The 12238-nt window shown below is 62.2% G+C and carries 10 protein-coding genes; 5 read left to right on the forward strand and 5 right to left on the reverse strand.

The window, feature by feature from the left end; all coding sequences use genetic code 11:
* Positions 1-215: 215 nt before the first annotated feature.
* The gene (locus O3300_RS17440) at positions 216-1895 is read left to right on the forward strand and encodes a methyl-accepting chemotaxis protein (RefSeq protein WP_305053655.1); all 1680 of its coding nucleotides are present in this window, start codon (positions 216-218) and stop codon (positions 1893-1895) included.
* Between the two features lie 112 nt (positions 1896-2007).
* Here O3300_RS17440 and O3300_RS17445 read toward each other — a convergent pair whose 3' ends face one another.
* The 3 genes from O3300_RS17445 to msuE form a co-directional block, all read right to left on the reverse strand.
* A complete protein-coding gene (locus O3300_RS17445; protein WP_305053656.1) occupies positions 2008-3036 on the reverse strand; it encodes a methionine synthase in 1029 nt (342 codons plus the stop codon).
* A 27-nt stretch (positions 3037-3063) separates the two neighbouring features.
* Positions 3064-4041 carry a DUF1852 domain-containing protein gene (locus O3300_RS17450; RefSeq protein ID WP_289906017.1) on the reverse strand — a complete coding sequence of 326 codons (978 nt, stop codon included), beginning with the start codon at positions 4039-4041 and terminating at the stop codon, positions 3064-3066.
* Positions 4042-4111: 70 nt separating this feature from the next.
* Positions 4112-4693, reverse strand: coding sequence for an FMN reductase (gene msuE / locus O3300_RS17455; protein WP_305053657.1), 582 nt, complete (start codon positions 4691-4693; stop codon positions 4112-4114).
* A 129-nt stretch (positions 4694-4822) separates the two neighbouring features.
* On the opposite strand from msuE, the gene O3300_RS17460 reads away from it, so the two are divergent.
* Positions 4823-5713, forward strand: a complete 891-nt coding sequence (locus tag O3300_RS17460; RefSeq protein ID WP_305053658.1) for a LysR family transcriptional regulator — start codon at positions 4823-4825, stop codon at positions 5711-5713.
* A 16-nt stretch (positions 5714-5729) separates the two neighbouring features.
* The gene (locus tag O3300_RS17465) at positions 5730-6614 is read left to right on the forward strand and encodes a methylenetetrahydrofolate reductase (protein WP_305053659.1); all 885 of its coding nucleotides are present in this window, start codon (positions 5730-5732) and stop codon (positions 6612-6614) included.
* A 54-nt stretch (positions 6615-6668) separates the two neighbouring features.
* Here the strand turns inward: O3300_RS17465 and glmS are convergent, their stop codons facing one another.
* A complete protein-coding gene (gene glmS / locus O3300_RS17470) occupies positions 6669-8498 on the reverse strand; it encodes a glutamine--fructose-6-phosphate transaminase (isomerizing) (RefSeq protein ID WP_099665965.1) in 1830 nt (609 codons plus the stop codon).
* A 161-nt stretch (positions 8499-8659) separates the two neighbouring features.
* Here glmS and O3300_RS17475 point away from each other — a divergent pair, with 161 nt between their 5' ends.
* The gene (locus O3300_RS17475; protein ID WP_077408907.1) at positions 8660-9133 is read left to right on the forward strand and encodes an Lrp/AsnC family transcriptional regulator; all 474 of its coding nucleotides are present in this window, start codon (positions 8660-8662) and stop codon (positions 9131-9133) included.
* A 314-nt stretch (positions 9134-9447) separates the two neighbouring features.
* Here O3300_RS17475 and O3300_RS17480 read toward each other — a convergent pair whose 3' ends face one another.
* Entirely contained in the window at positions 9448-10146 is a 699-nt protein-coding gene (locus O3300_RS17480) for a response regulator transcription factor (RefSeq protein ID WP_305053660.1), read from the reverse strand.
* Between the two features lie 80 nt (positions 10147-10226).
* On the opposite strand from O3300_RS17480, the gene O3300_RS17485 reads away from it, so the two are divergent.
* Entirely contained in the window at positions 10227-12233 is a 2007-nt protein-coding gene (locus O3300_RS17485; RefSeq protein ID WP_305053661.1) for a sensor histidine kinase, read from the forward strand.
* Positions 12234-12238 lie beyond the last annotated feature (5 nt).

Raw genomic sequence — 12238 nt, forward strand, 5'->3', positions numbered from 1 at the left:
CATGGCGTGCCGCCCGGCGGGTGCCTGCCAATATAGCTGAAAACACCGGCAAGCCGCAGGATCAGCGGAACTGGCGTGTGCCTCCAGGCGCGACTAGGCATATTGCCCTATGGAAATATCATTCAAAAAGGTCTAGGATCGTCGTCCGCTTGGCGGCGCGGCACCCATCTGCACGCCGCCGACCTTTTCACCATTCCCTCCGTATTGAGACAGCCATGAAGTTTTTATCCAACCTGACCATCGGCACACGCCTCGCCACAGGCTTTGGCGCCATCGGCGCCATGCTGATCATCATCTCTTGCCTGGGCATCGCCATGCTGGGCAAGATCAACCAGGGCACCGGCCATATCGTGCATGACAGCATGCCGAAGATCGAGCTCGCCAACAGCGTGTCGGCCAACATCAACGACATCGCCATCGCGCTGCGCAATATGATGCTCAGCGCCGATCCGGCCGACCAGCGCAAGCAAACGGACGCCATCCTGGCCGCGCGCCAGGCGGCGGCCAGCAATCTCGGCAAGCTCGCCCGCATGCTCGATTCCGACCGCGAACGCGCCTTGCTGGCCAAGATGAACGACGCCAACACGCGCTATGCGCAGGGGCAGGAAGCCTTGCTTGAACTGATCCGTAGCGGCACGCCGGACGACAGCAGCGCCTACCTGTACGGCCAGCTTCGCCCCGTATTGCTCGTCTACAAACAATTGATTGCTGAACAGATCAGCTTGCAAAATACCCTGGCCAACACGGCGGACGACAACGCGAATGCCACCTATGCCAACACGCGTACCTTGCTGATCGGCATGTCGCTGGCGGCGCTGGCCATCGCGGCGGCGTTGGCGTATGGCATCACGCGCTCGATCACCGGCCCCGTCACCACGGCGCTGCAGGTGGCCAACACGGTGGCCGCAGGCGATTTGCGCAGCCAGATCACCGTGCAATCGAGCGATGAAATGGGGCAACTGTTGCAGGCGCTCAAGCGCATGAACGACAACCTGGCGCAAACGGTGGGCACGGTGCGCGCCGGCACGGAAACGATCGCCTCGGCCTCGTCCGAAGTGGCAGCGGGCAGCCTGGACCTGTCTGCGCGCACGGAGCAGCAAGCCAGCTCGCTGGAAGAGACCGCCTCTTCCATGGAAGAACTGACCTCGACCGTCAAGCAGAATGCCGACAATGCGCGCCAGGCGCATGTGCTGGCCGATACGGCCTCCGGCGTGGCGCAGCGCGGCGGCGCCGTCATCGCGCAAGTGGTGGCGACCATGCGGCAAATCGACGCTTCGTCAAGCAAGATTGCCGACATCATCGGCGTCATCGATGGCATCGCCTTCCAGACCAACATTCTGGCCTTGAACGCGGCCGTGGAAGCGGCGCGCGCGGGCGAACAGGGCCGCGGCTTTGCCGTCGTGGCGACGGAAGTGCGCAGCCTGGCGCACCGCTCGGCCGCCGCGGCCAAGGAAATCAAGACCCTGATCGACGACTCGACCCAGACCGTGGCGGCCGGCAGCGAGCTCGTGCACCAAGCGGGCGACACCATGAGCGACCTGGTCGACAGCGTGCGCCGCGTCACCGACATCATGGAAGAAATCACCTCGGCCAGCGCGGAGCAGACGGCCGGCATCGAGCAAATCAACCAGGCCATCAGCGAAATGGACAACGTCACCCAGCAAAACGCGGCCCTGGTGGAAGAATCGGCGGCCGCCGCCGCTGCCATGCAGGAGCAGGCGGCTACCCTGGCGCAGGTGGTGAGCGCCTTCAAGCTGGAAGCCGGCGCACCGGCAAGCAAGCCGGCAATCGCCGCGACAACCGTACCGCGCCAGCAAGCCGTCGCCCTGCGCGTGCCGGCCGCCAAAAAAGCTGCACCGGCAGCAACGGCGTCATCCGACTGGGAAGAGTTCTAAGACAGCAACGCCACAGGTGCCTCTCGGCGCCTGTGGCGTCATGCAGCATGGGCTGCTTCCTGTTACGTGACCTGATCCATGTCAATCAACAATCCAGTTTGACACGGTGCGGCTAGGCCGAGAGTTCTCTGCGGATGATCTCCGCGCCGGCACTGAGCGCATTGAGCTTGCCTCTGGCTACGCGGCGCGACAAGGGCGCCATGCCGCAGTTGGTGCTCGGGTAGAGTTTGTCGGCATCGACAAACCGCAGCGCCTTGCGCAGGGTGTCGGCCACTTCCTCCGGCGTTTCAATGGCATTGTTTGCCACGTCGATGGCCCCGACCATCACTTTTTTGCCGCGTATGAGTTCAATCAGATCGATGGGCACACGCGAGTTGTGGCATTCCAGCGAGATGATGTCGATATTCGATTGCTGCAGCTTGGGGAACGATTCCTCATATTGACGCCATTCGGAGCCCAGCGTATTTTTCCAGTCTGTATTGGCCTTGATGCCGTAGCCATAGCAAATATGCACGGCCGTTTCGCATTTGAGCCCTTCGATCGCCCGCTCCAGGGTGGCAATCCCCCAGTCATTGACCTCATCAAAGAAAACATTGAATGCCGGTTCGTCAAACTGGATGATGTCGACGCCGGCCGCCTCCAATTCCCTGGCTTCCTGATTGAGGATCTTGGCGAATTCCCAGGCCAGTTTTTCGCGGCTCTTGTAGTGGCTGTCATACAGCGTATCGATCATCGTCATCGGACCTGGCAGCGCCCATTTGATCGGCTGCGTGGTTTGCTGGCGTAAAAACCTGGCGTCGTCGACAAACACCGGTTTCGGGCGGCTCACGGCGCCAACGACGGTCGGCACGCTCGCATCGTAGCGGTCGCGGATTCTGACGGTCTCGCGTTTGTCAAAATCGACGCCGCTCAGATGCTCGATAAATGTGGTGACAAAGTGCTGGCGCGTCTGCTCGCCATCACTGACGATATCGATGCCGGCATGCTGTTGTTCCTGCAGCGACAAACGCAAGGCATCCTGTTTGCCTTCGATTAATTCCTCGTCCTGTAATTTCCAGGGCGACCACAGCTTTTCAGGCTGCGCCAGCCAGGAAGGTTTCGGCAAGCTGCCGGCAGTTGAAGTAGGCAATAATTTTTTCATGATGATTGATGTCGTGTATTTGATTGATCAGAGAGCGTAATTGGCAGCCCATTGTTCCAGAATATGCTTGTACGGCTTGATGAAATGCTCTTCCGTATATTTGCCCTGCTTGACGGCCAGCTGGCTGCGCTCTTCCCGGTCATAGACAATTTGCGTGAGCGAATAATCCTGATTCTTCAGGCTAGGCTGATAAACTTTTCCCGCCGCTGAATTGGCATTGTAGATTTCGGGCCGATAAATCTTTTGAAACGTTTCCATCGTGCTGATGGTGCCGATCAGCTCAAGATTGCTGTAGTCGCCCAGCAGGTCGCCGATAAAATAGAACGCCAGGGGTGCGGCACTGTTTGGCGGCATGAAATAGCGAACTTGCATCCCCATTTTTTCGAAATATTCATCCGTCGAGGAAAATTCATTCTGTTGATACTCGACGCCCAGGATGGGGTGCTGATTTTCAGTGCGCTGGTAGGTCTTGCTGCTCGAGGCGCTGATGCAGATAACGGGCGCCTTGTTGAAGTGTTCCTTGTAAGTATTTGACCTGACAAAGTGCTTGAACAGCTTGCCATGAAAATCGCCGAAATCCTCCGGTGCGCTGAATGCAGATTGATTGTTGTTGTGCTCTGGCAGCAACACGCTGAAGTCGTAATCGCGGACGTAAGAGGAGAAGTTATTTCCTGCAATGCCGGCGATGCGTTCGCCGGTTTTTTTGTCGATGATGGTCGGCTTTAATATCTCGATCAAGGGGATATTGCCGCCTTTGACATCAATATTCAATTCGACGGAAATGATTTCAAGCTCGACAGAGTAGCGGTCCGCCTTCGGGTTATCCCAATGCGCCAGGCTGTTGAAACGGCTGTCGATCATTTTCAGGGTGTTGCGCAAGTTCTCCTGGCGGCTCGTTCCCCTGGCCAAATTGGCAAAGTTGGTCGTCAGGCGCGTATTGTCCGATGGATGATAGTTTTCATCGAAAATAATGCTTTTGATGCTGAATGCAAAATCTTTGCTCATGGTGATCTGGTGTCCTGAATTCTGCGAAAGGATGAATGGGGTAATTGCTTGGTGACCGTGGCGATGCGTATCAGGCTGCGACCACCTCTTCAGCGGTGACCGGGCTCGCATGGCGCGTCAATGCGATCAATGGCAATGCCCGTTGCACGGCCAGCGCGGCCCGCTGGATCAGGGCCTCGTCCTGCACGCGGTAGTCGGCGAAATCCTTGTCGGTGGCATACACGCCCAGCGGCAATGTGCGCGCCTGGAAAAAGCTGAACAACGGACGCAACTGGTGGTCGATCATCAGGGCATGGCGCTCGCTGCCGCCGGTGGCCGCCAGCAGGACGGGCTTGTCGATCAGGGCATCCTGATGAATGAAGTCGAAGAAATGCTTGAACAGTCCCGTGTAGGAGCCGCGGTAGACCGGTGTTGTCACCACCAGGATGTCGGCTTGCTCGACGGCAACAAGGTCCCGCTCCACCGTCTCGGGCAGGTGGGAGCGCCAGACCGCGCCGGCCAGCTGGGGGGCGAGCTGGCCCAGTTCGACCAGGCGTTGTTCGCACAGCACTTCCTCGGCGATCAGGTCCATCAGGTGCTCTGCCAGGGCGGCCGCCTTGGAAGGGCGTTGCAGCCCGCCGGAAACCGCGACTAAACGAAGTGGACGTGTCATGTTTGCTTTCATGTGAATGGATGCGCCAGGGCCGTAAAAGTGCAGGCAACAAGGGGATCGATGATAGCGGCGGGAATCGATGAAGTATAATGGTCTTATTTCATACATCCATGAACATGGCTCATCTCAATGCTTGAACGCATCCACCTCAGCATCGTCCAGCAGGTCGAGAAACAAGGGTCGCTGACGGCCGCCGCAGGCGTGCTGCACCTGACCCAGTCGGCCCTGAGCCACAGCATGAAGAAGCTGGAGCAGCAACTGGGCACCGACGTCTGGCTGCGCGAAGGGCGCAACCTGCGCCTGACGCAAGCCGGCCAGTATCTGCTGGCGGTGGCGAACCGGGTGCTGCCGCAACTGGACCTGGCCGAAGAGCGCCTGGGCCAGTTCGCGCAGGGCGAGCGCGGCGCGCTGCGCATCGGCATGGAATGCCACCCTTGCTACCAGTGGCTGCTGAAGGTGGTGTCGCCGTATCTGGCCGCATGGCCCGACGTGGATGTGGACGTCAAACAGAAGTTCCAGTTCGGCGGAATCGGCGCGCTCTTCGGCTACGAGATCGACTTGCTCGTCACGCCCGACCCGCTGTACAAGCCGGGACTGACGTTCGAACCCGTGTTCGACTACGAGCAGGTGCTCGTCGTGGCCAAGGGCCATGCGCTGGCGGCGGCGGCCTATGTGCAGCCTCAGCAACTGACGCAGGAAGTGCTGATCAGCTACCCCGTGGACATCGAACGCCTGGATATCTATAACCAGTTCCTCTTGCCGGCCGGTGTCACGCCCAAGCGCCACAAAGCCATCGAAACCACCGACATCATGCTGCAGATGGTAGCCAGCGGCCGCGGCGTGGCCGCCTTGCCGCGCTGGCTGGTCGAGGAGTACGCAGCCAAGATGGACGTGGTGCCTGTGCGGCTGGGCGCGCGCGGCATCGCCAAGCAGATTTTCCTGGGGGCACGCGAGACGGACACCGCCATCGACTACGTGCGCGCCTTCATCGCACTGGCGCGCCAGCCTGCCAGTGCGTAGTGACCGCAGCGACGCCATGGGTCATCTCTTGATGCCTCCCGCTCAGCTCGGGTCCGCTGGCCACATCGCGCACGCCTATTCCCTGGAAGTCAGTGCCAGGGACATGCCGGCGTTGAGCGCGGCGGCGCCGCGGATAGCGCCCGCATCCACCATTGCCATTCCCTACCTGCCGCGCGAGGACAACGCCGCGCGGCTGGCCGCGGCCCGCACCGTGCGCACGCTCGGCTTCGAACCCATGCCGCACTTGTCCGCCCGCCGTATTGCCTCGTTCGCCGAATTTGAGTCATTCATCCAGCGCGCCGTCGCCGAAGCAGGCGTCGAGCGCTGCTTCGTGATCGCCGGCGATCCATCCACCGCGATGGGGCCGTTTTCCGACAGTGCCGCGCTGATCGACACAGGCGTGTTTGAGCGCGCAGGCATGAAGGTGATCGGCGTGGGTGGTCATCCGGAAGGCCATCCGGTGATGAGCACGGCCGAACAGTGGGAGGTGCTTGAACGCAAGTGCGACAGCATCGGCAAGCGCGGCATGGCGCCCTTGATCGTCACGCAGTTTGCGTTTGATGCCGATATCGTGTTGACGTGGCTCAAAGCGCTGCGCGAGCGGGGCATAGAGCATCCCGTGCGCGTGGGCGTGCCGGGTCCCGCCAGCATCGCGGTGCTGGCGCGCTATGCCGCATTGTGCGGCGTGAGCGCCTGCGCATCGATGTGGTCCAAGTACGGCGTGTCCATCGGCAAGCTGTTCGGCACGGCGGGGCCGGATCTGTTTGTCGAGCGCCTCACCGCCGGTCTGACAGCGGCACACGGCGAGGTCAGCCTGCATTTCTTTCCCTTCGGCGGCATCGCACAATCCGTCAAGTGGATAGAGCAGTACCGTTCCCGCGCCGACCCGGCCCCTGGCTGACGAGCGCCTCGCCGGCGGCAGCGCGCCGCCAGCGCCAGGCGCCATCCAGCCGGCTTACTCCACCGTCACCGACTTGGCCAGATTGCGTGGCTTGTCCACATCCGTGCCGCGCGCCAGCGCCGTGTGATACGCCAGCAATTGCAACGCGACCACGTGCAGGATCGGCGACAAGTCGCCGTAGTGCTCGGGCAGGCGGATCACGTGCAAGCCTTCGCCGGAGCTGATGCGGGAATCGACATCGGCGAAGACGTACAGCTGGCCGCCGCGGGCGCGCACTTCCTGCATGTTCGACTTCAGCTTTTCGATCAGGGCGTCGTTCGGCGCGATGGTGACGACCGGCATTTCATTCGTTACCAGGGCCAGCGGGCCGTGCTTCAGTTCGCCGGCCGGATACGCTTCGGCGTGAATATACGAAATTTCCTTCAGTTTCAAGGCGCCTTCCAGAGCGATCGGGTAGTGCATGCCGCGGCCCAGGAAGAGGGCGTTTTCCTTGCGGGCGAATTCTTCGGACCAGGCGATGATTTGCGGCTCCAGCGCCAGCACGGACGCGATGGCGACGGGCAAGTGACGCATGGCTTTCAGGTGCGCCGCTTCCTGTTCTTCGCTCAAACGGCCATTGACTTGCGCCAGGCACAGGGTCAGCAGGAACAGGCCGGCCAGCTGCGTCGTAAACGCCTTGGTCGAGGCCACGCCCACTTCCACGCCGGCGCGCGTGATGTAGGCCAAGGCGCATTCGCGCACCATGGCGCTGGTGGCCACGTTGCAGATGGTCAAGGTGTGCTGCATGCCCAGGCTGCGCGCATGTTTCAGGGCGGCCAGGGTGTCGGCCGTTTCGCCGCTTTGCGAAATCGTCACCACCAGCGTGTTCGGGTGCGGCACGCTGTCGCGGTAGCGGTATTCGCTGGCCACTTCCACGCTGACGGGCACCTTGGCGATGGCTTCGATCCAGTACTTGGCCGTCATGCCAGCATACGAGCTGGTGCCGCAGGCGAGGATCAGCACGCGGTCGATCTGCTTGAAGATGGCATAAGCGTTGTCGCCGAACAATTCCGGCATGATGCCCGTCACGCCTTCGAGCGTGTCGCCGATGGCGCGCGGCTGCTCAAAGATTTCCTTTTGCATGTAGTGGCGGTACGGGCCCAGCTCGGCCGCGCCCGTGTGGGCGTGCACGGTCTTCACTTCGCGCTCGACGGGCTTGCCATCCACGTCGACGATCCAGCAGCGCGACAGTTGCAGGTCGACCACGTCGCCTTCTTCCAGGTAAATGATCTGGTCCGTCGTGCCGGCCAGCGCCATGGCGTCGGACGCGACAAAGTTTTCACCATTGCCCAGGCCGACGATCAGGGGCGAGCCCTGGCGCGCGGCGACCACGCGGTGCGGTTCGTCGCGGCAAAAGACGGCGATCGCATACGCGCCATCCAGGCGTTTCACTGCCTGCTGCACGGTTTCAAACAAATCGCCGTTGTACATGTGCTCGACCAAGTGGGCGATCACTTCCGTGTCCGTCTGGCTCTGGAAGACGTAACCCAAGGCCGTCAGTTCGGCGCGCAATTCATCGTGGTTTTCGATGATGCCGTTATGCACCAGCGCCACGCGGGCGTTCTCTTCCGTCGGGGAGAAGTGCGGGTGGGCATTGAAGGAGACAGGGGCGCCATGCGTGGCCCAGCGCGTGTGGGCGATGCCCGTGAAACCGCTCAAGCCTTCTTCCGCGATCTGCTTTTCCAATTCCGCCACGCGCGAGGTGGAGCGCGAACGCTGCAAGCGGCCATCCGCATGCAGGGCGATGCCGCAGGAATCGTAGCCGCGGTATTCCAGGCGCTTCAAGCCTTCGAGCAAGATGGGAGTGATATTACGTTGCGCTACCGCGCCGACGATGCCGCACATGGAAACCTCTGTCTAAAATTTAATCAATGCAAGCATGCTAATGCAGAGTGAATGAAATATGCTTTCTAAATCTGTGCATTTTTGACTGAATATTTCATACTCATTTTGTGATGAAATATTATTTCATTTAAAATCGATTTATTTTCCAATTCATCAGAACCATGAACGATAGCAACATTACCCTCGACGAGATCGATCGTCGCATCCTGAACGCCTTGCAAATTGATGCATCGCAAACCAACAGTGAGCTGGCGCAAGCGGTGCACGTTTCGGCGCCCACCTGTTTGCGGCGGGTCAAGCATTTGCGGGAAAGCGGCGTCATCGAACGGCAAGTGGCCATCGTCGCGCCGCAACTGGTGGGCGCGCGCCTGACGGCCATCGTGGAAATCACGCTCGACGTGCAGGCGGCGGAGCGCATGGCGGAATTCGAGCAGCTCGTGGCGCAGGAAGCGGCCGTGCTGCAATGCTACCGCGTCTCGCCCGGCCCCGACTTCGTGCTGATGGTGCAGGTGGCCGACATGCCCGCATATCACGCGCTGGCGCACCGCCTGTTTGCCGCGCACGCGAATGTGCGCAACGTGAAAAGCTATTTTTCCACGTTCCGCAGCAAATTCGAGACGCGCATCGCCGTGTGATTTTTGACTTTCATTTATCCACCGTTTGCCCACCGCTTGCCCACACACTTATACGGCGCTTTTCCACCGCTTATGCCGCACTTGCCCACAGGCTTATGCACAAGCACGATGCGGGCAAGCCATAGCAGCAGAGCAAGGGATGCGCGGGGAAGCAGCGTCAGGCGGCCCGCGATGGCGCCGCACCGGAATGGAAAGAGGACACAAGCTACTGCCAGCTTGACTTGTGCACCGGCTGCACACAGCTTGCCAACAAGTTACGAGTCCAGTTATCGACAGGCTTATCCACAGCCTGTCCGTGGCGGCAGACGGTAAACTCAGGGGCGCACTTCCGCTTCGGCATAGAAGCGGTAGCCGGCGTTGCGGGCGGTATTGATGGGCAAGGCCAGGCCCGCCGCCTGTTCCGCCTTGCGGCGCAAGCGGCTGATCTGGGTGTCCAGGCGGCGCTGGTCGTAGGTAAGAAAATCCTCGCCCAGCGATTGCACGATCTGCTGGCGGCTGACGATGCGTTCCGGCTCGGCCATCAGCACGTGCAGCACGGTGACGTCCTGTTGCGATAGCGCAATGGCGCCGCAGCCGGGCGGCAAGAGGCGGCGCGGTCCCAGTTCCAGCACCCAGGCCGCGGCGGGCGGCGGCGCGTCGGCGGGCGGCGCGCCCAAACGCCGCGCCAGCGCGCCCAGGGTGGCGGCCAGCTCATCGAGGTCGGCGCTCTTCGGCAGGTAATAGTCGGCACCACCGCCCAGTCCGTTGACCTTGTCCTGCGTGGCCCCGCGCGCCGTAAACACGACGATGCCGATGGGCTGCCCCTGCGCGCGCAAGGCACGCACCAGCACCATGCCTTCGCCATCGGGCAAGCCCAGGTCGATGATGGCAATGCGGTGCACGGCCGGCGCGTAGCAGGCGTGGAAGGCGGCCAGGTCGGCCACGGCGCTGACGCGGTAGCCGCAATCGCCGAGAAATTCGGTCAACTCGTGGCGCAGCACGGCTTCGTCTTCAAGCAGGATGAGGTTCAACATGGCGCAAGGATAACCGATCGCCGTGGGGCCGGGAAGTTGTCTTTCTGACTCCCATGCTGGCCGTGGTAAGCTGCCTCGCCATGAAAATCCTGCTCGCCCTTTGCCTGTTGTTCACCGCCCTGTTCCCCCACGCTGCAGCAGCGGCGCCCGTACCTGCGCCGCTGCTGCTGCCGGCCAGCGGGCAGCCCGTGTCCGCCAGCGGCCACCTGCAGATGCTGCGCGATGCCACGGGCCGGCTGGGGCCCGATGCGGCATTGGCGGCGCCAGGCTGGCGCACCTTGCCCGGCGCCGTCAGCGCCGGTTACACGCAGGACGCCGTCTGGCTGCGCCTGGACGTGACGCGCGCGGCAGCCTCCCCCGATGAATGGGTCGTGCGTTTCAGCAACGCCGTGCTTGACGACGTGCGGCTGTACCGCTGGGACGCGGCAGGCCACTGGGTCTTGCAGGAAGCGGGCGCCGACGTGGCGCGCGGCAACTGGCCCATCGATGCGCGCCAAGTGGTGTTTCCGCTGCGCCTGCAAGCCGATACGCCGCAGCGCTGGCTGGTGCGCCTGCACAGCAAAAAAGCCATGTCGACGGAGCTGACCTTGCTGCCCAGCGATGCCTTCGACAACGCTTCGCGTCGCGAATACCTGTACTACGGCTTGCAGTTCGGCAGTTATTTGCTCTTGATCCTGTTCCATATCTTTTTCTGGCGCATGACGCGCGAAGCCCACAGCGGCTGGTATCTGCTGTACGTGCTGACGAATGCCACGACGGAAGCGCTGACGATCGCCATTCCCCAGCAAATCTTCACCATGCCGAACTGGCTGTCCGATCCCATGCTGGGCGTGTCGATGGCGATGTCCATCGCCGTCGGCGCGCGTTTTTCCACATTGCAACTGGAACTGCCCGCCCTGTATCCCCGTTTCAGCCGCGTCGTGGTGGGCTTGACGGCCGCTGCCGCGCTGTGCGGGGCGCTGCTGGTGCTGCACGGCGACTATGCCGCCGGCGTGCTCGTCGTGCAAATGACGGCCTTGCCATTGATCGTGCTGTTCATCGCCCTGGCCAGCTGGCTGGCGCTGCGCGGGCATCGTCCGGCGCACGCTTTCCTGTTTATCTTCGGCATCTTTTACGCGGGCGTGGTGATCAGTTTCCTGCGCAATATGGCCATCGTGCCGCCGAACTTCTGGACCAACCATGCGGCCACCCTGGGCGCCTTCGTGCACATGATGCTGATGAGCCTGCGCCTCAACCGCCGCTACGCCGAATTGCGCCGCGCCAAGGACCGGGCACAGGCGGAGGCCGTCAGCGCCGTGCGCGCCCTGAATGAACGGCTGGAAGAGCAGGTGGCGCTGCGCACCGTGGCGCTGCGGCAGGAAATCGGCCGGCGCGCCGTGCTGGAAGGCGAATTGCGCGCCGCGCTGGAAGTGGAAACCCGCACCCGCGAAGAGCAGCAGGATTTCGTTGCCATGGTGTCGCATGAATTCCACACGCCCTTGGCCATCATCAATACCACGGCCCAGCAAATTGCCCGCAACACGGACGCGCCGCGGGAAAAAACCCTGCAACGCTGCCAGAACCTGCGCGAAGCGAGCGGCCGCATGACGGCGCTGGTGGATGAATACCTGAGCGCCGACCGCATGGAAACGAGCGCGGCAACCTTCCGGCCCCTGCCATGCGACTTGCCCGCGCTGCTGACGGCCGTGCTGGCCGAATGGCCGCCGGGCCGCATCGAAGCCAGCGTACAGGCGCTGCCCGCCAGCGCCGTGGTGGACGCCAGCCTGCTGCGCGTGGCCCTGCGCAACCTGCTCAGCAATGCCGACCGGCACGCGCCGCAAGCCCTGGCGATCCGCGTGCAAGCCGGCACGCTCGAGGACGGCCGCGTGCAGATCGCCGTCAGCAACGAAGGCGAGCCGCTGCCCGCCGATGAAATCCCGCGCCTGTTCCAGAAATACTTCCGTGGCCGCATCGCCCAGCACAAGCCCGGCGCCGGCCTGGGCTTGTACCTGGTGCAGCGCATCGCCGAATTGCACGGCGGCCAAGTGATACTGGCCAGCGCCGGCAACAACGGCACCATCAGCTTCGCCCTGCGCCTGCCCGTCTGACGCCC

The sequence above is a fragment of the Janthinobacterium sp. SUN206 genome (genome assembly GCF_030587305.1).
In the GTDB taxonomy this organism is placed as follows: Bacteria; Pseudomonadota; Gammaproteobacteria; order Burkholderiales; family Burkholderiaceae_D; genus Janthinobacterium; species Janthinobacterium kumbetense.